18 protein-coding genes are annotated in these 19,313 nt (G+C 46.1%); 8 read left to right on the forward strand and 10 right to left on the reverse strand.

Annotated elements, in window-relative coordinates; genetic code table 11:
- Position 1: 1 nt before the first annotated feature.
- A complete protein-coding gene (locus HHL16_RS03820; RefSeq protein WP_169423811.1) occupies positions 2-1,096 on the reverse strand; it encodes an iron-containing alcohol dehydrogenase family protein in 1,095 nt (364 codons plus the stop codon).
- A gap of 674 nt (positions 1,097-1,770) precedes the next feature.
- Positions 1,771-2,691: an ROK family protein gene (locus HHL16_RS03825; RefSeq protein ID WP_169423812.1), complete on the reverse strand. Its 921-nt coding sequence runs from the start codon at positions 2,689-2,691 to the stop codon at positions 1,771-1,773.
- Positions 2,692-2,855: 164 nt separating this feature from the next.
- On the opposite strand from HHL16_RS03825, the gene HHL16_RS03830 reads away from it, so the two are divergent.
- Positions 2,856-3,608, forward strand: a complete 753-nt coding sequence (locus HHL16_RS03830; RefSeq protein ID WP_169423813.1) for a rhomboid family intramembrane serine protease — start codon at positions 2,856-2,858, stop codon at positions 3,606-3,608.
- A gap of 120 nt (positions 3,609-3,728) precedes the next feature.
- Here HHL16_RS03830 and kdsB read toward each other — a convergent pair whose 3' ends face one another.
- The 3 genes from kdsB to dnaN form a co-directional block, all read right to left on the reverse strand.
- Positions 3,729-4,448, reverse strand: a complete 720-nt coding sequence (gene kdsB / locus HHL16_RS03835; protein ID WP_240965774.1) for a 3-deoxy-manno-octulosonate cytidylyltransferase — start codon at positions 4,446-4,448, stop codon at positions 3,729-3,731.
- A gap of 51 nt (positions 4,449-4,499) precedes the next feature.
- Complete coding sequence (locus HHL16_RS03840; protein WP_169423814.1) at positions 4,500-5,318, reverse strand: sterol desaturase family protein; 819 nt, start codon at positions 5,316-5,318, stop codon at positions 4,500-4,502.
- A gap of 90 nt (positions 5,319-5,408) precedes the next feature.
- Complete coding sequence (dnaN, locus tag HHL16_RS03845; RefSeq protein WP_169423815.1) at positions 5,409-6,524, reverse strand: DNA polymerase III subunit beta; 1,116 nt, start codon at positions 6,522-6,524, stop codon at positions 5,409-5,411.
- Positions 6,525-6,759: 235 nt separating this feature from the next.
- Here dnaN and HHL16_RS03850 point away from each other — a divergent pair, with 235 nt between their 5' ends.
- The 3 genes from HHL16_RS03850 to HHL16_RS03860 are packed head-to-tail and all read left to right on the forward strand — an operon-like array spanning position 6,760 to position 9,692.
- Positions 6,760-8,073: a hypothetical protein gene (locus HHL16_RS03850; protein WP_169423816.1), complete on the forward strand. Its 1,314-nt coding sequence runs from the start codon at positions 6,760-6,762 to the stop codon at positions 8,071-8,073.
- 20 nt (positions 8,074-8,093) lie between these two features.
- The gene (locus tag HHL16_RS03855) at positions 8,094-9,197 is read left to right on the forward strand and encodes a trypsin-like peptidase domain-containing protein (protein WP_169423817.1); all 1,104 of its coding nucleotides are present in this window, start codon (positions 8,094-8,096) and stop codon (positions 9,195-9,197) included.
- A gap of 3 nt (positions 9,198-9,200) precedes the next feature.
- Positions 9,201-9,692, forward strand: a complete 492-nt coding sequence (locus HHL16_RS03860; protein ID WP_169423818.1) for a regulatory protein RecX — start codon at positions 9,201-9,203, stop codon at positions 9,690-9,692.
- Between the two features lie 414 nt (positions 9,693-10,106).
- Here the strand turns inward: HHL16_RS03860 and HHL16_RS03865 are convergent, their stop codons facing one another.
- On the reverse strand, positions 10,107-11,765 hold the full coding sequence (locus HHL16_RS03865; protein ID WP_206022247.1) for a M28 family metallopeptidase: 1,659 nt from the start codon (positions 11,763-11,765) through the stop codon (positions 10,107-10,109).
- 122 nt (positions 11,766-11,887) lie between these two features.
- Between HHL16_RS03865 and HHL16_RS03870 the strand changes: the two genes are divergently transcribed.
- From HHL16_RS03870 to HHL16_RS03880, 3 genes are all read left to right on the forward strand, one after another.
- Positions 11,888-12,418, forward strand: a complete 531-nt coding sequence (locus HHL16_RS03870) for a GNAT family N-acetyltransferase (RefSeq protein WP_169423820.1) — start codon at positions 11,888-11,890, stop codon at positions 12,416-12,418.
- Positions 12,419-12,655: 237 nt separating this feature from the next.
- On the forward strand, positions 12,656-12,925 hold the full coding sequence (locus tag HHL16_RS03875; protein WP_169423821.1) for a hypothetical protein: 270 nt from the start codon (positions 12,656-12,658) through the stop codon (positions 12,923-12,925).
- A gap of 113 nt (positions 12,926-13,038) precedes the next feature.
- On the forward strand, positions 13,039-13,575 hold the full coding sequence (locus HHL16_RS03880) for an NUDIX hydrolase (protein WP_169423822.1): 537 nt from the start codon (positions 13,039-13,041) through the stop codon (positions 13,573-13,575).
- Here HHL16_RS03880 and HHL16_RS03885 read toward each other — a convergent pair.
- The 3 genes from HHL16_RS03885 to HHL16_RS03895 are packed head-to-tail and all read right to left on the reverse strand — an operon-like array spanning position 13,568 to position 15,169.
- Positions 13,568-14,464, reverse strand: coding sequence for a toprim domain-containing protein (locus tag HHL16_RS03885; RefSeq protein WP_169423823.1), 897 nt, complete (start codon positions 14,462-14,464; stop codon positions 13,568-13,570). The genes HHL16_RS03880 and HHL16_RS03885 overlap by 8 nt on opposite strands.
- A 44-nt stretch (positions 14,465-14,508) precedes the next feature.
- Positions 14,509-14,658: a hypothetical protein gene (locus HHL16_RS03890; RefSeq protein ID WP_169423824.1), complete on the reverse strand. Its 150-nt coding sequence runs from the start codon at positions 14,656-14,658 to the stop codon at positions 14,509-14,511.
- 7 nt (positions 14,659-14,665) lie between these two features.
- A complete protein-coding gene (locus tag HHL16_RS03895) occupies positions 14,666-15,169 on the reverse strand; it encodes a GNAT family N-acetyltransferase (RefSeq protein WP_169423825.1) in 504 nt (167 codons plus the stop codon).
- A gap of 166 nt (positions 15,170-15,335) precedes the next feature.
- On the opposite strand from HHL16_RS03895, the gene HHL16_RS03900 reads away from it, so the two are divergent.
- Entirely contained in the window at positions 15,336-15,848 is a 513-nt protein-coding gene (locus HHL16_RS03900) for a PEGA domain-containing protein (protein ID WP_169423826.1), read from the forward strand.
- An 89-nt stretch (positions 15,849-15,937) separates the two neighbouring features.
- Here HHL16_RS03900 and HHL16_RS03905 read toward each other — a convergent pair whose 3' ends face one another.
- Complete coding sequence (locus tag HHL16_RS03905) at positions 15,938-19,231, reverse strand: T9SS type A sorting domain-containing protein (RefSeq protein WP_169423827.1); 3,294 nt, start codon at positions 19,229-19,231, stop codon at positions 15,938-15,940.
- Positions 19,232-19,313 lie beyond the last annotated feature (82 nt).

Below are 19,313 nucleotides of genomic sequence, written 5' to 3' on the forward strand. Positions count from 1 at the left end.
GTTATAATTTTTCGTAGAGTGCTCTCAGTTTTTCGCGGGTCATGATGGTTTCCCAATCTTTGCCGAGTGCGTTTTCCCAGAGAGGTTTCATGCCGAGAGATATATTGATCATGGTATCGAACTGTTCGTCGGAAAGTCCTTTGCAGATACCAACGGGAATATCGATTTTGTTTTTGTCTACCATGTGCTTGAATTCAACCACAGCTTCGGGATAGTAATCTTCGAGGTGGTTCATTACAATGCAGTTGCCGATACCGTGTTTGGTACCGAGGAGGTAGCTGAGGCCATAACTAACGGCGTGGGCTACACCTACCTGTGAGTAGGCAATGCTCATGCCACCGGCGTAGGAAGCCATCATCAGTTTATCGTCGCAGTCTGCATCCCAGGTGTTCTTCTTTACAAATACGTCGCGGCAAAGTTCGAGTGCTTTTTCGCCGTAAGATTTGCTGAATTCGTTGAGGAATGTTCCCTGCAGGCTTTCGATGCAGTGAATATAACAATCCATGCCGGTGTAGAAGCGCTGATTGGCCGGAGCGTTTGAAGTGAGTTCCGGATCGAGCACAATCTGATCGAATGGAGTGAAGTCTGAGTTCATGCCCAGTTTGCGGGTAGGTCCGGTAAGAACGGTGGTTCTCGAAACTTCGGCGCCTGTTCCGCTGAGAGTAGGGATACCGGCTTTGTACACGCCGGCAACTTTCACCAGGTCCCATCCCTGATAGTCGGCAGAAGAGCCGGGGTTGTTCATCATCAGGGCAACCGCTTTGGCGAGGTCCATTACAGATCCGCCGCCGATGCCGATTACACCGCTGATGGTTCCGAATTCTTCTTTCAGTTGCTGGGCGAGTTTATCTACCTGAGTGGTTTTTGGTTCGTAGGTAACATCTGCAAAAATCACTTTGTCTTTTCCACGGAGTGGGATACGGTTGATCAAAGGTTTGCCATTGCCGGTGTCTGCACCGTTCTCGAAATAATGATCGAGAAGGAAGATCATGGGAGCATCGCCTTTTCTCTGTGGAGCTAAGATTTCATCGAGCTGGTCGAAGCTTCCACGGCCATAAACCACATAGCTCACCATTTTGAAATTTCTGAACTTCATATCTATTAATCAGTAGGTTAAAAATAGGTTTGAAAGTAGTGCGAAGGTAGGAGAATACGGCAACAAAAAAACGCAGCATGGAGCTGCGTTTTGTTATAAGAACCCTAACCAATCGCTGTATGTGGTGTACCAGCTATATTAACCTGTTCTGCGGTTATGGAAGCCACATAAATTCCATACCACGTAAGCGGATAAGATCCTCTTGCAGACAGGGTAAAATGTTTACGGAATGATCAACGAATAAGGATAGTGGAAGGCAGGCCTGATAAAACGATTTAGCACATCAACATACAATACACGGTCATGCTCAGGCGCGTTGATTTTTCATGGATAAAATATTTTATATATCAAAAAACTTGTAAAGATTGGAGATTTCCGACCGAAGTATGGGTAAAGGTAATTTTTAAATGTATACAGTGTAAACTGTAATTGAAAAAAATTTGCATAAATCGACAGATACTCGCAGTTTTTTGCGATACCTGAGGGAATGAAGTGTATCATTTCCGGACAATCCTGCAAAAAGCCGGAAATCTGCGGTAATCTTTCACATAAACTTTAAAAATAATTTATAGTAGCGGGTACTGCAAATACCTCGCTTTTCAAAGAGCGAACTGTAAACTCCTGAGGTAAGCAATTTAGTATGTGAGTGTGAATAACTCCTTTCAAAGGATAGGTTATGAAGGGCGATTTGCAACCAATGCTGCTGCTCCGAAAACACCGGCACTATCGCCAAGAGAAGGTTTGTACACAGGAACATCGAGCCGGTTATTGAAGATATGCTCACGCAGCGATTCGATGCCTGCCGAGTATAAAACATCAATATTGCCAACACCCCCACCCACTACAACAATATCCGGGTCTAAAAGATTAATGATAACCGAAATTGCTTTTCCAAAAAACCAGGTTAACCTTTTGATGGTTTGTTTTGCGGCGGAATCCTCACCGTTGAGGTAAAGTTGTGTGATCTCTTTCAGGCTGGCCTTGCGGCCAGTAAGGGTATGGTAGAATTTTTCGAGGGCCGGACCGGAGAGGATGGTTTCCACACATCCTGATTTTCCGCAGTAACATGGGCCGCCGCTGGGGTCGAGGAAATTATGTCCCCACTCACCCGCGATTCCGTGACGCCCATTCCACACCTCACCATTGATTACGATGCCACCCCCTACTCCTGTTCCCATGATGATGCCAAACACAATTTCTGCGCCAGGCATTTTTTCTTTCACCACTCCCCAATGCGTTTCTGCGAGTGCAAAACAATTGGCATCATTGGCGAGGGTAACGGGGATGTTCAGCATCGATTCAAGATCGCGTTTCAGGGGCTGACCATTCAGTGCGGTGCTATTGCAGTTTTTCATGGTCTGTAAAACGGGATCGAGTACGCCGGGTGTTCCAAAGCCGATAGAGGAAGGCTGTAATCCGCTCTGCTGCTGCATTTGATCGACCAGTTGTTTGATCTTGCCAAGAATATGGTCGTATCCTTTATGGCTTTCGGTATCAACACGCAAGCGCAGCAAAGGAGTAGCTTCCGACAGAGAAGGCAGAATCACACCTTCAATTTTGGTTCCTCCGAGATCGATGCCCCATAGTGGCTCCATGAAAAAAATGTATCATTAAATGTAAAGAAAATAGCAACTGAAATTGCTAACTCCGGGAAAATGCAACAATTTTGGTTTACCCGATAACAATTTTTAATATGTGTTTTGTTTGGGGAAGTAAGAATTCACTTACTTAAACAACCAGCCGAATTCAAAGAGAAGATATGAACAGAACTGAAGAGCAATCTGGCATTGATCCCATTCAACAAAATGAAAAAAAGCCCGCAGGAGGCTTTACTATTCCCAAAGGATTTGTGATCACCCCGATCTTGATCGGCATCAATGTGCTGGTGTTTGCACTGATGGTGGTGTCTGGAGTTGACGTTTTCAAGCCTACTATTGAGTCATTGATTCAATGGGGCGGTAATGCCTACACACTGTCTGTGGGTACCGGAGAATGGTGGCGTGTTATCACCAATAACTATGTTCATGTAGGTGTTATGCACCTGCTGGTAAATATGGTGAGTCTTTATATCATAGGAATACAGCTGGAGCCCATGATCGGCAAGAGCAGGTTTCTTGCAGCCTACATTACCACCGGCATCGCGGGAAGCGTGGTAAGTATGCTCTGGAAGACCAATGCTTTATCGGCGGGCGCCTCCGGCGCCATCTTTGGTATGTTTGGAGTATTCCTTGCGTTGATCACTACGCCGTTGATTGAAAAATCTGTGAGGAAAACCATCTTGTCCAATATCGTGAGCTTCCTTGTGATCAATCTGGTGATTGGCATGATGCCAGGCATAGACTTCGCGGCGCACCTAGGCGGACTTATCTGCGGAATGATTATCGGATACCTGTATTACGCAGTAATAAAAATGAACGTGAAACGGAAGATTGCCATGTCGGTTGCACTTGCAGCCCTGATTGCATTGGCCATAATAGTTATAGGATTCGGCATGGCAAAACCTATATTGTGAGCCATTGAAATACTAAATGATTATTTGCTGAAACATACTGCTGTGCTGTGTTACAGCCAGATAAACAAAAAAAAGGATTGCTTTACAGGCAATCCTTTTTAATTGATATTGATAATTTCTTTAGAACAATTTTGCCGCACGCTCCAGATCGGCAGGCGTATCGATTTCGATGCCCATATAATCTACCACAATCATACGTAACGGTATGCCATATTCGAGATAACGGAGGCATTCCACTTTCTCTGCTGCTTCGAGTGGCGTCATGGGCCAGTTGGTGAAATCGATCAGGGCCTGCTTGCGGAATGCGTACACGCCAATATGCTCGTAGTAAGTAACAGGAGCTTCCGTATCGCGTGGATAAGGGATTACGCTGCGGCTGAACATCAGCGAATTCATATTGCGATCCACTGCCACTTTCACGAAGTTGGGGTCTTCAATTTCTTCTTTTTTGCTAAGCACCTGCATCATCGATGCCACCTGAACGGTAGGGTCATTGAAACATTTCAGCAGCGCTTCGAGTGGTTTCTTCTGAACAAAAGGCGTATCGCCCTGAACATTCAATACAATATCCACATCCATATCAGCAACAGCTTCCGCGATGCGGTCGCTTCCGCTCTGGTGCTCGTTGATGCTCATTTTGGCTTTGCCTCCATGAGATACAATTTCGTTGTAGATAACATCGCTGTCGGTAACCACCACCACTTCGTCGAAGAGGCCTGTAGCTACAGTATTGTCGTAAGTATGACGGATCACGGTTTTCTCACCGAGAGGTTGCATCAGTTTTGCGGGAAATCGGGTAGCGGCGTATCGGGCCGGTATCATTGCGATCATTCGTGCCATAAGATATCTTCTTTAAAAGAGAAGGCTACAAAGGTAATACGCTGCTGAATATCAGTAGTCGGTTTTCACGCTTTTATCGAAAGGGAGTTTCATTTGATACCCGATGCTTTCGTCGTTGGTGTTTTCGAGTACGTCCAGTCCGTATTGGAGCTTGCTGGGATCTGTGTAGGCAAATGTGCCGAAGAGGCGGTCCCAGAGCGAGAAAATATTGGAGTAATTGGTGTCTGTGTAAGGTCTTTTGTAGTGGTGATGCACTTTGTGCATGTTGGGTGAAACAAATATCCAGCTGATGGGCCTGTCGAGCCATTCGGGAACACGGATATTGGCATGATTGAAATGTGTGAAAATGGCGGCAGTGCTGCGATACAGAAAATACATCCAGATGGGAAGGCCAATGAGAAATGCACCGAGTATGGTGGTGGCTTCGCGGAACACCCATTCGCCGGGATGATGGCGGGTACCGGTGGTTACATCAACCTTGGTATCGCTGTGATGGATCATATGGAACTTCCACATCCATTTCACTTTGTGCATAGCGAAATGCGGCAGGTACTGAGAGAAAAAATCCATGAAGAAAAGCGATAAGAGAATGGTTGCCCAAAGCGGCCAGTTCAGCCAGTTGAGCAATCCGAAATTATGCGTGGACGTCCAGTGACAAACGCCAATGGTAATGGTTCCCAGCAATAAGTTCAGCACAACCGTTGTGAGCAGAAACACCAGGTTCACGCCGGCATGTTTGTATCTTTTGAACGAAAAAGTAAAGAGCGGGTAAGCGCCTTCGATGAGCCAGAAGATCACCATGCCGCCCAGCAGTATCGCCATTCTCTGCCAGCTTTCGATGTTTTGCCAGAAATGAACAAAGGTTTCCATTCGGTTTGAGCTTATAAACCAATTTACGAATTTTCGGGCACAAAAAAGGGCGCACCAAGTGCGCCCTGTATCTAAAAATGAGATTGATTCTTAACTGTTCAGCATCAGTGGCATAACCAGCATCAGCATCTCTTCGTTCTCTTCCTGCTCGGTTGGTTTAATGATACCGGCCTTAGTGGGGGTGCTCAGTTCGATCACCACATCATCACTTTCGGCGGCATTCAGCATTTCGATGAGGAACTTACCGTTGAAGGCAATCTGCAGGTCTTCGCCATTGTACTGGCACTTCATGCGCTCGGTTCCTTCAAAAGAGAAGTCTACGTCCTGTGCAGCCAGTTGCAGTTCGCTTCCGCTGATATTGAGCACAACCTGGTTGGTGCTTTTGTTACTGAAGATGCTCACGCGGCGGAGTGCGCCCTGGAAGTCACCTTTATTGATAGTGAGTTTGTACGGATTGTCTGCAGGGATTACCACGCGGTAATCAGGGAAACGTGCATCGATCAGGCGACAGCTCATCTGAGTAGTGCCATGTTTAACGAAGAGGTGATTGCTGTTGTAGTTGATCACCAGTTCGTCGTCGTTATCGGGCATGGCTGATTTCAGCAGGTTGAGCGGTTTCTTGGGAACGATCAGTGAATCTGTTTTAGGGCAGCTCACATCAATTCTTTTATAGCGAACGAGGCGGTGAGCATCGGTTGCTACAAACTGCAATCCTTTCTTGTCCATTTCAAAGTACACACCTGTCATGGCCGGACGCAGATCGTCACTGCTCACAGCAAACAGGGTTTTATTGATGGCAGTAACCAGTGCAGAAGAGGTCATGGTGAAAGAAGTGGTATCATCAGCTACCGGTTCTTTCGGGAAATTGTCCGGGTTCTCTCCCATCACTTTATACTTACCGTTATCACTGGTAAGCTCTACACCGAAGTTCTTATCGATATTGAAAGTAAGTGGCTGGTCCGGAATGTTTTTCAGAGAGTCCATCAGGATTTTGGCAGGGATACACACACGGCCGGCATCTTTCGCTTCTACGTCCATCTGGATCTTCATCACAGTTTCGAGGTCAGTAGCTACTACGGTCAGTTTGTTTTTATCCACCTCAAACAGAAAATCTTCAAGGATTGGCAAAACTGTATTGGCGTTGATCACACCGCTGATCTGTTGCAACTGTTTCAACAAAGCCGAGGAAGAAACTATAAACTTCATATAATAGTTTAAGATTTGAGCAAATATAGAATTATGAATGATACCTTTCACCTGTTTTTTTGAACAGGCAGGCCCCCCTGTTGTTAGCAACCAATGTATGCGGGTTGGCCTGCCGGTGGCCAGTTTCCGGCAACCTTGCAAGGTTGGTTGCAAAAGCCGTTAAATTGAATAACTTCATGCCCTCATTCGGGTTCCCGGTATCGGGCATTTTAATAAAAGATATATATTATTGAATATGGTATTTGATAAACTATTTGGATGGGGTAAAAAGAAGAAAGAAGACCCGGCAATTACATTCGGCCGCTATTCGGACAATAACAAGTCGGTAGCCAAGGTAAATCGCTGGACAGACGCCGATAACCTGTTTAAGAACAAAGAATATCATCAGTGTATCGAGGCTTTTTTCGATTATCTGCGAGACGAACAGGAGCAGAACGTTGTACTGGAGCGCAATGGTCAGGAAGGACGGTTCCAGGTATTTCAGGGTTCCAAAGTGGTAAGAGGTGAGTTCAACAACGAACGCCTGGTGGCCGAGATCACACTCGCCAAAATGCCGCAAAGCAGTGTTCCCGTGATGCGCCGCCTGCTCGAAATGAACTTCAATCTTTATTACAGCCGCTATGCCCTCGATGGCGACAGGCTCTGCATGCGCTTCGACAGCGATATTCAGATCGCCAATCCCAATAAACTGTACTATGGACTGAAAGAACTGGCCACTAAAGCCGACAAGCAGGATGATCTGCTGGTGCAGGAGTTCACAGCCCTTCAGACCATGGATACAGACCATGTGCTCGAAATTCCGCAGACCGAGAAAGAAGTGAAATATCAGTGGTTCCAGAACTGGATCCGCGAAACGCTCGACTACATCAAAACGCTCGACGCAGACAAATACTCAGGAGGCATCGCCTACCTGCTGCTCACACTCGCTTTCCGCATCGATTACCTGATTGCTCCTGAAGGACAACTGCAAAACGATCTCGAAAAGCTGGTAGACATCTACTACAGAAAAGACGAAAAGCAAACCATCGAGCGTAATCAGCTTATGCGCGAAGCTTACGAGAAACTGCTGGCGAAACCCAAAGAAGAAGTATTCCCTTACCTCTTCCGCAGCCGTCACACATTTGCTATCGTAAGCCCGCAGAAATACGATGTGGTAGCCGAAGCCATTGCGGCCGCTGCAACCAACATGCCTTTCTATAACGAGAACGGACATCAGTTTGTAGCCAATAAAGTAATGGAGTATCCGCTCGCATTCTGCCAGTATTCTTACAGCCTGCCCAAACCATGGTCGGATCTGTTCCGCCTCTTTATGCAGGTGAACTATTCAGAATACTTTGCAGCGCTCGGATTCAACACGCAGTATTTTAATGCAGCACAGAAAGAATTCAATATCGATGCTGTTCAGGACGCGATCGGCAGAATCATTGCAGACTGGAAACCAAAGTATCCTCATCTGTCTTTCAAACTTCATAACCTGAAGTACGACAACCTGGTTGTATTCAATCAGAGTTTCAGCAATGAGATCGCCACTTTGAATTTTGAAGCTTAGACCCATTAACCAACATCGCTATGCCAACACAACAGGTAATAGAAAAATTTCAGCCATCCATTATACAGATCGCTACACAGAATGGTACCGGAACGGGTTTCTATCTGAAGGAGTACGATCTCATCATCACCAACGATCACGTAGTAGACAATAATCCGGAAGTGACCATCGCCGGAAAAACTTTCGAGAAAGCCATGAGCCGTGTGTGGTATACAGACCGCAAGCACGATCTCGCTTTTTTGCAGGCGCCTCAAAACATAGAGTTGCCTGAGCTTCCGCTCGGCCGCTACGAATCGCTGAAAGACGGAGACAATGTAATTGCCATCGGCCACCCGTTTGGCCTTAACTATACAGCCACGCAAGGTGTGATCTCCAAAGTAGACCGCATCCGCGACGGACTTAAATTTATTCAGATCGATGCAGCCATCAACCCCGGCAACAGCGGCGGGCCGCTGGTGAACGAAGAAGGCGAAGTGATCGGAGTGAATTCATTCATCATCCGTGGCGGAGACAATCTCGGTTTTGCATTGCCGGTAAATTACCTGCGCACTGCCCTGCAACTGTATGCGCCGCATAAAGGCACCCCTTCTACACGCTGCCCTAGTTGCGAGTTTCTGGTCCTTCCCGGAAATATCGAAGCCGCCAAATATTGCCCCAGCTGCGGAACAGAAGTGAAACTGCCCGAACTTCCGGAGAAGGAAGTAGAAGTGGTAGGTGTAGCTAAAACCATCGAAGACATTCTGCGTGAGCTCGGAAAAGACATCAAATTGAGCCGCTCCGGAGTAAACCGCTGGGAAGTAAAAGAAGGAAGTGCCAAAATCAAGATCACATACAATCCTGAAAATTATTTCATCACCGGAGATGCATATCTCTGTCAGCTGCCGCCAGACGCCACGAAGATCAAACCCCTGTATCAGTATCTGCTGCAGGAGAACTACAAAATGAACGGACTGGTGCTTAGCTGCGTGAGCCAGAATATCATCCTGAGCTGCGTGATCTACGACCTTGATATTACAAAGGAAACAGGATCATTAACATTCAATACACTGTTCAAGAACGCCGATCATTACGATGATCTGCTGAAAACAGAGTACGGATGCGTAGACAGGCTGGAAGAAGTCTGATCCATGGCGTATCAAAAACAACAATTCAGCAAAGAACAGGCATTGCAAAAGGCCCGCCACTACTGCGGGTACCAGGAACGCTCTCACACAGAAGTGAAAGAGAAGCTCTATTCCTATGGCCTCCGCAAAACGGATGTCGAAGAGATCCTTAGTTCCCTCATAGAAGACAACTATCTCAACGAAGAAAGATTCGCAGCTCAGTTTGCCGGCGGGAAATTCCGCATGAAGCAATGGGGCCGCGTGAAAATAAAATATGAGCTGAAGCAGAAAAGAGTCAGTGAGTACTGCATCAAAAAAGCGATGAAAGAAATTGATGAGGAAGACTACCAGAAAACACTGGAGAAACTGGCATCAGCCAAATGGGACAGTGTGAAAGGAGAAGGTGTAAATCACTTTGTGAAGATGAGTAAAACCACCGACTATTTATTGCAGAAAGGATATGAATCAGAACTGGTAAGAGCAGTAGTGGCGGCACTTCGCGCGCCTGAAGGATAAATTTTTTTTACCACAAAGTGGTATTGTCAACGGTTGAAAATGGTGCTAACTTACGGTTCCAATTCCCCCCACATAGTAACCGTAGAACAGATTCCGCCCTGTTTGTAGTCCTCATTCCTACCCGAATAAATTGTTACAAAGAGCTTGTGTAGTTGGTCAAACTATACTGGTTTTCTCATAGAGCAACTTTAACCTTCAATCAGCCAACACGGCTGAGCAGGATCATTGGAAGCAATGAGCTGTCGGCTGTAACCAGGTCTCAGCAGTGCCGGTATATCAGGTGGAGAATGCCGGCCTGCAGGAGACTTTTGTCTGATCTGCACAACATTCGATTCGTTAGCAACAGGTATACTAATAAAAAGAGGCTGCCCGCATTTTGCTGTGGCAGCCTCTTGCATTATTTCAACCGATCGGTTATTTCTTCTCTCTGATGGCTTTGAATTCAGAGCCATTCTTCCATCCGGGCATTTTTTCTTCGAATGCCAGTTTCTTACCAACCTGGAACATCAGCTTCAGGTCTTCGATGGCTCCTTCCATTGTCCAGGTAGAGGCATCGAACTCGTCGGCAGGGCGGTGATAACGATTGTCGTTGTACTCTTTGTCGAGCTGCTCACCGTATTCTTTTCCTTTTCCAACTACATCTATGCCACGCTCTGTGTACAATGCGGGGATGCCCACTTTAGCGAAGTTGAAATGGTCCGAACGATAGTAGTATCCGGCTTCGGGATGCGTTTCGAAGGAAATGGTGCGGCCCGCTTTGGTAGCGGCTTCCAGCAGATAATCTTCGAGGTCGCTTTGTCCGCGGCCAACAACGATGATATCGCTTGTTTTACCGAATGGATTCAGCACATCCATATTGATATTGGCTACTGTTTTATCGGCAGGATAGATGGGGTTCTGCGCATAGTACTCGGAGCCGAGCAGTCCTTGTTCTTCTGCAGTTACTGCGAGTAAGATGATGGTACGCTCAGGCGCCTCAGGCAGGCTCTTGAATGCGCGTGCAATTTCGATAAGACCTGCTGTTGCACTGGCATTGTCCATGGCGCCGTTGTAGATGGAGTCGCCTTTCTCATCTGCTTTACCAACACCAAGGTGATCCCAGTGTGCAGTGTAGATGATCACTTCATCCGGACGTTTAGAACCAGTGATCTTTCCGATAACATTATGCGATTTGTTGTATTCTGCTTTAACCTGAATGCCGGTGCTCAGTTGCTCGTTGAGCGGAACAGCTTTGAAACCTTTCTGGTCGGCTTTGGCGAGCAGGGTTGAATCATAGCCGGCGGCAGTGAGCAGCTTATTGGCTGCGGGGCCGGATATCCAACCGATCACATCAGCATGTTTTTCATTTTTTCCGCGGGGATCGAGACGGAGGCGCGAGCCATTCCAGTTATTCTGAACTACTGCGAACGGATAACTTGCTGCTTCTGTGCTGTGGATGATGAGACAGCCGCGTGCACCCTGGCGGGCAGCTTCTTCAAACTTGTAAGTCCAGCGACCGTAGTAGGTCATGGTTTTGCCTTTGAAGAGTGTGGAGTCTCCGCTATTGTAACCGGGATCGTTCACCAGTACGAGCACTACTTTTCCTTTAACGTCGATTCCCGCATAGTCGTTCCAGTTATACTCCGGCGCAACTACTCCATAACCTGCGAAAACAAGATCAGATTTATCGAGCGATACATTCTCTGTTTTGTTGGTCCAGATAACGTAATCTTCCAATCCTTTGAGTTTGAAATTTCCTTTGGGCGTGGTTACGGCCATGTCGGGAGCCGCAACAGTAGTGATGTTCACCATGGGAACATCCTGCAGATAGCTGCTGCCGTTGCCGGGTTCGAGACCAACCGCAGCGAATTTCTTTTGAAGGAAATCGATGGTAAGATCTTCGCCCATGGTAAAGGGCTTGCGGCCAAGAAAACTGTCGGAGGCCAATACCTGAATATTTTTGGCAAGGCTGTCGGCGCGCAGGGCAGTGAGGCCTGCATCGTCTTTCAATGTTGTCTTGTTGTTGTTGTCGCCACAACTGGCAGCCAGAATGGTGGCTGCAGCCAGCGACAGCGGTACAAAGTAGGAACGCATATTCATGTGTTTTTTATTTCGGCACAAAAGGTACTGTAAAAATCGCTTCGCGGAACAGGTGGGGATGATGAAGCGCCGGCAACTGTAAAGGATTCGATATTTTTGCCAGCAAAACGGAGCCTATGGAACTGCTTGCTGTAACCAGTGTAAATGATCCGCATCTTGCGTATATCAAAGCATTGTATGAGTCAACTTTTCCTGTTCAGGAAAGGAGGGATTGGCCGAAGCTGTTGAAATTGCTGCAGGAACCCGCCATGAAACTGAGTACGGTACTCGCAGACAATGAAGCCATCGGTTTTGTGATCGGATGGCAGATCGGCGATTGGTACTATGTAGAACATCTGGCCATCGACCCGGAACAACGCGGAAAGAAATACGGCGAACGCGTGATGGAAACTGTGCTGGAAGCGGGCCGTGGCAAAGTGATACTCGAAGTGGAAAGAGTGCACGATACCAACAGCCAGCGAAGGATCGGTTTCTATGAAAGGCTTGGATACACCGTGGTTAATTACGATTATGTGCAACCACCCTATCGTAAGGGCGAAGATGTACTTCCGCTGTTGCTGATGAGCCGCCCCGCCCTCACTGATGAAAATGAAGCAAGCATCCTAGCCAATCAAATAAAATACATGGTGTACAAGCGATATTATTGAACACTCAGTGCTCATTTTGCAGAAAAATTTGCACAGCTTCGCTGTGAAAGAAATGTGAATGGCTGCCGCAGAAATTCTGCGGCTTTTTAATTCAATTATAATACCCATCGGCTTTTCAGTTTACATGCAATTAAGAGCGCGTTAAAATGGCTGCCTCCTTTTAAAAGCTGGCATATCCCGGCATGATGATTGAAACTCACTCTCCAGTATTCATTGAACTTATAAAAGGAGGTTATTATGAAAAACAGGAAAATCAAATCTATCACAGAAACATTCGACATTGTTTTAGAAGGAAGCCCTGTAACCGTAAAAGCTACTTCGTTTGAAACAGCTACAACAGAGGCTAGATATAGGGTGAGCATCAACGGTAGTCCCATTTATATTTTCGGATGGGACCCGCATAAGAACCGGCTGGCAGCAATTGAAAGAAGCGGAGCCGCAATGGCCATTCCTCCTCAGGTAGAACAAGCCGTGGCTATACAAATTCAAAATAAAATGGCGGCGTAAGATTTTGTGTGGAAAGAATTCCCGTGGGATGCGTGGCAGATGCTGCGCATCCCTTTTTTATGGACGATAATATTTACTTTTGGCAAACTTCTAAATATTCATTTTACCGACCCATGAAGCGCAATCAGATTATTTCTCTCCTTCGCAATTACAATACTACCGATGCTCACGAAAACGGCATGCTTCAGAATATGCTCCGTTTCATTGAAACAAATACAGATTGCTTCGAACGGTCTTTGCTCATTGGTCACGTTACCGGTTCGGCCTGGATACTTAACAAAGAACGCACCCACGCCTTATTGATGCACCACAAAAAACTCAACAAGTGGTTCCAGCCCGGAGGCCATTGCGACGGAGACGCTGATGTAATGCATGTTGCAGCCAAAGAAGCCTTCGAGGAAACCGGATTGGAAGTAAACCCCATCTCAACGGCCATTTTCGATGTAGATCATCACCAGATCCCAGAAAGCAAAGGCATTCCCGAACATACCCATTACGATATAAGGTTTTTGTTTGAAGCAAACCGAACAACAGATGAGCTCGCGTCTAACAGCGAAGCACGCGCAGTTCGATGGATTGCATTGGAAGAAATAGATCGATACAACAACGACGAAAGCATCATGCGCATGGTGAGGAAATCTGTTAGCTGATCAGATGGATCAGCCACTCGTTCACATCTTTGTAAGCCGGGTAAGATTCATTCATCGGAGTATGTTCCAGCGGAGGATTTTCAACGCAGAAATTTTGAATGGATTCTGTAGCTTTCTTCCCGGTATCATCATTATCGAACCAGGTATAGATGTATTTGTATGTTGACTTATCCAAAAGCGGTAAGGCCTGTTTCAGCATCATGGCTGAATTGAGGATGATCACATCGTCATCCAGCTTCATTTTCTCTTCGAGCACCAGCACAGACAAAAAATCCATGAAACCTTCGAAGAGATGTACTCCTTCTGCCGAAGGATTTTTTCCCCGGATGCTAATTACAGCTTTTTTGCCGATGCATCCCTTGAACTGATAAGTTCTGTACTCGTAAGCGCCGAGATTGTTTTTGAATGCAATGGCTGTGAAACTGCGGCCGGTATCATTATCGTATAACCTGATCTCACGCAGGTATGCATGAGCCAGTTCATCAGGAATGCCTCTGTGATCGAGATACTCCAGCAACCCAACGGAACGCAGTTTGAAAACCGATCGGAGCACAATGCGTTTTTCTTCCTCCTCTCCTGTTTCAATGAAAGGCTTTACGGAAGGCGTAATGCCACTCAGGTTGGAGAGCCAGCGCAATGCATCAGATACCGAGCTGCTCTGAGCTTCGCTTTCGAGGTAGCTGCGTACAAATTTGATGATATCGCCACCGGCGGGGATTCCGAAATCGTACCACACATTTCGGGCAAGATTCACTTTGAAGCTGGCAGTTCTTTCTGCACGGAAAGGAGACAGATACCAGACATCCCTCGTGTTCTTCTTTGTGGGATGATGGCCCAGTTTATCCATCACATCGGTGATAGCTATCGTTCTTGCCTGCTCGATATTCATTGTAACTAAGGTAGGTACAATCAGGCGCAGCAGCAAAATGGAATTCAGGAACCAGGCACTGCTATCAAACAAAAAGAGGCGATGCTGGTGAGCTTGCCGGATGTGAGTTTTGCCGCAAGCAGCTCTGCCAGCAAACCCGCGCCACATCCGATTTCAAGGATAGGATCTTTCGGAGCCGGATCGATGATCGACACCGCCCATTCAAACCTGCTTTGATGCGCTATTTGAATTGATTTTCCATATCATGTCGTACCGGTGCATGCCTTTGGCATATCCGTCTTCCGTGAACTGCTGAATGGTAAATCCGAATTTTTCGAAGAAAGGATAAGAATGCTGGGTGGTGTCTAACCAGAGTGTGGCGCCGGGATAAAGAGAGGCAATGCGTTCCAGCCTGAACTCAAGCAGTTTTCTGCCGATGTTCTTCTTGTGATATTCACTGTGAACCAGTCCCCAGGCAAGCACAGCTTTTTTAGTAGCCTCACTGTAACCAAACCCTCCGCAACCGATCACCTCCTGATTGTGAAGTACCACAAAATAAAGGCTTTCAGAATCGGGGTATTCGATAGTGGCACCCTCCATATGATCGAGCCAGGTACCGAATTGAGCGATCTCTTCGGTGGCGAAGAACTTCGGCACGTTCGAAAGGAAGGCTGCCATACATCCTTCACGATAAGCTTTTGAATATGGGACGATTGTAATCTCCATAGCAATAAAGGTCAGTTAAAAACCGTAACAACAAACGGGCGATATTGTGCTCCGCCTGTTAAAAAATTGTTTTAATAGACAAGTGAACGCAATTGCATATTGACATATTCAAACAGATGAGTATTTTAAACGAACAATTATTCTAATAACCCCCATTAGCCCAAAAATGACAAAAAACATTACCTACTCCCTGCTGCTTTTTTTATCTGTGTTCATTCTCAATAGCTGCGCCACCATTATTAGTGGCTCAAAACAAGCTATCGATATTTCGAGCGAACCTACAGGCGCAAAAATTACCATCGACGGAAAGGACTTTGGAAAAACGCCACAGCTGATTGAGTTTCACCGCAAAGGAAAAAACAAAGGCGATAGCGCATCCAAAAAATCCTACGCAGTAAAACTTGAATTGGATGGTTATCAGCCTTATGAAATCAACATCACCAGAAAGGTGAATGGATGGGTGTTCGGCAACATTCTTATCGGTGGCATTATCGGCGTTGTTATCGATGTAGCCACCGGATCGATGTATTCGCTTACACCTAAGCAAATAGCAGCGCAGCCTACCAAAAACCTTACTACTTACAAGGCGGATAATGGAAGTGTGTACATCGCAGTAACCATGCACCCCGATCCCAGCTGGGAGAAGATTGGAACACTTACAAAAACAGCCATCAGGTAAAACGAAAAGTTTGCACTGGAAATACTGAAAACAGAAAAAGGGTGTCTCAAAAATAATTGAGACACCCTTTTTGTTTATGAAAAATTATTTTAACGGAAGAGAGCGAAGCTGCCTAACTGTTTTTGTTTTTTTTCATCTGTTAAATGAAGCCAGTACATACCGGCGGGAAAAAGGGCGCCTTCAATCACAAAACCAGATGCGTTTTTCACACGGCCTTGCCAAACTACCTGCCCAGAAGTGTTTACCAGTTTCAACAGGTAAGTTTTGGAGGTTTGAAGCCCTTTGATATGGATACTGCCTTTAAAAGGATTGGGGCCGATTGATATTTTGCTATTCGGAAATTCAGGATCGATAATACCGGTTGGAGTGCTTTTCACAATCAGTATACTATCAAGCCCATATTGATCAGAATAGCAGGTTGCACTGGTTTTCATCCGAACATAGATCTTGTTATCTCCTGTTGCAAAAACGGATGGCTGCAACGTAATGCTGTTGGTGGTTGATTCACCCTGAATAATACTTGCAAAGCTTTTGTCTTTAGCAAAAGTGAACAGAGGTTGAGAACCTCCACCTGTTTGTGCTGATACTGTAATGGTAACGGGTGAAGATTGATCCGTGATATTTACTGCAGTGGCAGAAAGCGTCAGATCGGGTGTTACCGGCTCAACAATAGTGAATTTCACGGAGGCGGTGCTTGTACCCGAAGTATTGGTGTATACTACTTCGAGTTTGTTTTCTCCGGCATTCAATGCAGTTGTATTAATGGTGATACTGCCATTATTTACTGTCACCGGAGTACCGTTTATCGATGCAGTAACAGTTGTTCCGCTTGTTGCCGTAGGTAAATTATCGAGCGCAGCTGTGAGTGACCCTGCATTTCTGCAATTGGTACTTTGGATGCCACTGATAGAAGGCTGATCTGGTTTTACAATCACCAGTGTTGTCTGATGCAAATTGGTGATCACCGGCAGGTTGTAATCGAAGAATATAGCAGCAGAATTTTCCAGTACCGATCCCACAGAAAGGCCGGGTACCGGTTTTACCCGGAATGATACAAAACCGTGACTCCGGGGTTCATTGCGATTGCTGTCCGGAAGCAGGATGCGCTTGAATTTCCAGATATAGATATTATCCTTTACTCTGTTGAGTTGATATGGATGGCTTGCAGCAATCATTTCAAGACTGCTTCTGTCGAACCGGTTGCTTAGGGTATCGGTGATGGTAATGTTGAATGCAGTATCCGTTCCAGTATTCTGGAAGCGGATGGTATAGTACAGATAATTTCCTTTATCGTAGGCTGATTTCGACCAGCTGTTTCCTGTGCTGGTGATCTTGTCGTTAGGATCATACGAACCTGTTACAATCTGATTAAGTGTAAAGAAGTTATCATCTCTGGCCAGATCGCCCACGGAATCTACATTTACGGTGCTAATCAATGTATCGTTAAGGTTGAGATCGGGAGGGATGGCGGCATTGAAGCGAAGCTGGATCTTAACAGTGGAGTCCGGGTATACATTATTCAGCACCCACTTCAGAGTATCGCCAGAGTTATAGGATTGAGTGGGTACAGCGTCAACAAAAAACAGTCTGCTGTCTTTTATCATTTCTACTGTTCTGTTCTTTAAAGTATCGGTGCCTTTGTTCTGGACAACCACTTCGTATAGTATTTCTTCCCCGGGCCTTGCAGGCGTGAGAGGAATGATGGCTGCAGAGTAGTTGCGTTTTCCCGGCAGCATCGTAAGTGCGAAATCTACTTTGTCTTCATTGCCATAATTGGAGAACGATGAGTTGTGAGATACTGGCTGAACACTGTAGAAAGGATTGGTGAGCACCGTAGTAACATAGTTGCCGGTATCAGTCTGATTGTTATAGATACCGCCGTAAGGAATTGCTTCGATTGTTTCAGTGCCTTTGGTTGTGCGTACTTTGAACTGATCGAACAGTTTATCGCCTGCATCGAATTGCTGGTTGTTGTTGTGGTCGATATAAACCAGTCCGCTTACCAGATTCTTTTTGATATCTGCTGAATCGTTGAGGCCTACGATCCAGAAGTCGTTCATCCCTTTATTTCCGGTGAGGTCGCCATCTGAAGAAGAAGAAAAACCGGCTACAACAAAGCCTGACCCCAATTCTCTTTTGATGGCAGAAAATCCATCTTCATTGCTGCCACCGAAATAGAGTGGAGCTGGCTTGTCTGGTCCGTTGAAACTGTACCTGAAGAGGAACGCTTTACCATTTGAAGGATCCTCCTCCCCATTAGGAAAGGTAATGCGCTGGCCTGTGATCAGCAGATTGCTGTCTGTAAGAGCAAGGATACTATTAGGAGTAAGGATATTGGCATGACTGGTAATAAAACCTTCAAATTGATCAATAGGATGTTGTTTGTAAAGGTTGGTGGTAGTTCCATCATACCGGTTAAGATACATGGCAAACACGGTTTGATTGGGGTAAGCCTGACCTGAGCCGATAATTCCGTTTTCTACCAGCACAATGCCATAAGGGGTAAGCTGAAGTGCGCCCTCAGAGCGGTCGGCTCGAGGATTGAAAAAAGGAGGAGGTGTAGGACCAACGATCGGTTTTTGCCATATTTTTTCACCATCCGGTTTCAGTTTTATCAGCCAGGCTTGGCTCTGAAAGGGGTTTTGAGGGAAAGTGAAACCTTCATTACCCAATACCGGTTGAACAGACATCAGCAAATTTCCATCCGGCAGTAAACGGAGATCCTGTCCGGAACTGCCTGAAGCGTTTGGAAAGGTATGACCGCCCAGGAAATTTCCTGATTCATTAATCCTGAAATACCAGATCGTATGATTCAGGCCCGATATCACCGCGTTGACCTGACCATCTGATGAAGAAGAGTTTCCGGTGATCATATATCCACCGCCCGGAATGGCAACCATATTGCCGGCAGTATCTTTTGCGCTTCCGCCGTAACTTTTACTCCAGATGATATTGCCGTCTCCGGAGAATTTGATTACCCAGATATCCTGTCCGCCGAAGTTGTTGGTGATATCGTAATCAGCTGTTGAGGAAGTGCCGAGTGCGATGAAGTTTCCATCACTTGTTTTGAGTACAGATCTCAGGTGATCATCCCCTGTTCCTCCTGCACTTTTCTGCCATACGATCTCCTTCTTTGCATTTAATCTTACGATCCATCCATCGGAAGTAGAAGTGCTTCCATGATGCCCTGTTACATCACCATCATTTGAAAAAGAATAACCAACTACAAGGTAGCCGGAATCGCTCAGGGGAAGAATGTCGTTGGCCCGGTCTTTCTGGCTTCCGCCGAAGTTCTTTTGCCATTTAATAGAATAAGGTAGCTGGGCCATAGCAAACGTACCCAAATGCACCATCAGAAAAATCAGGTAGAATTTGATTTTCATAGCAGCGTGAAGTTTATAAATTAATTGTTAGAGACCGGTACTAAAAAGCACGGGTAATATGGGCTGGCTGTATCTTGTAAAA

The organism is Pseudoflavitalea sp. G-6-1-2 (assembly GCF_012927185.1).
In the GTDB taxonomy this organism is placed as follows: Bacteria; Bacteroidota; Bacteroidia; order Chitinophagales; family Chitinophagaceae; genus Pseudobacter.

Coding starts and splice junctions, on each gene's coding strand:
- kdsB (WP_240965774.1), bottom strand. CDS start 4,448: ATGGCACGAATGATCGCAATGATACCGGCCCGATACGCCGCTACCCGA.
- HHL16_RS03885 (WP_169423823.1), bottom strand. CDS start 14,464: ATGAATATCGAGCAGGCAAGAACGATAGCTATCACCGATGTGATGGAT.
- HHL16_RS03865 (WP_206022247.1), bottom strand. CDS start 11,765: ATGCGTTCCTACTTTGTACCGCTGTCGCTGGCTGCAGCCACCATTCTG.
- HHL16_RS03895 (WP_169423825.1), bottom strand. CDS start 15,169: ATGGAGATTACAATCGTCCCATATTCAAAAGCTTATCGTGAAGGATGT.
- HHL16_RS03850 (WP_169423816.1), top strand. CDS start 6,760: ATGGTATTTGATAAACTATTTGGATGGGGTAAAAAGAAGAAAGAAGAC.
- HHL16_RS03900 (WP_169423826.1), top strand. CDS start 15,336: ATGACAAAAAACATTACCTACTCCCTGCTGCTTTTTTTATCTGTGTTC.
- HHL16_RS03830 (WP_169423813.1), top strand. CDS start 2,856: ATGAACAGAACTGAAGAGCAATCTGGCATTGATCCCATTCAACAAAAT.
- HHL16_RS03825 (WP_169423812.1), bottom strand. CDS start 2,691: ATGGAGCCACTATGGGGCATCGATCTCGGAGGAACCAAAATTGAAGGT.
- HHL16_RS03880 (WP_169423822.1), top strand. CDS start 13,039: ATGAAGCGCAATCAGATTATTTCTCTCCTTCGCAATTACAATACTACC.
- HHL16_RS03840 (WP_169423814.1), bottom strand. CDS start 5,318: ATGGAAACCTTTGTTCATTTCTGGCAAAACATCGAAAGCTGGCAGAGA.
- HHL16_RS03855 (WP_169423817.1), top strand. CDS start 8,094: ATGCCAACACAACAGGTAATAGAAAAATTTCAGCCATCCATTATACAG.
- HHL16_RS03870 (WP_169423820.1), top strand. CDS start 11,888: ATGGAACTGCTTGCTGTAACCAGTGTAAATGATCCGCATCTTGCGTAT.
- HHL16_RS03875 (WP_169423821.1), top strand. CDS start 12,656: ATGAAAAACAGGAAAATCAAATCTATCACAGAAACATTCGACATTGTT.
- HHL16_RS03905 (WP_169423827.1), bottom strand. CDS start 19,231: ATGAAAATCAAATTCTACCTGATTTTTCTGATGGTGCATTTGGGTACG.
- HHL16_RS03820 (WP_169423811.1), bottom strand. CDS start 1,096: ATGAAGTTCAGAAATTTCAAAATGGTGAGCTATGTGGTTTATGGCCGT.
- HHL16_RS03860 (WP_169423818.1), top strand. CDS start 9,201: ATGGCGTATCAAAAACAACAATTCAGCAAAGAACAGGCATTGCAAAAG.
- dnaN (WP_169423815.1), bottom strand. CDS start 6,524: ATGAAGTTTATAGTTTCTTCCTCGGCTTTGTTGAAACAGTTGCAACAG.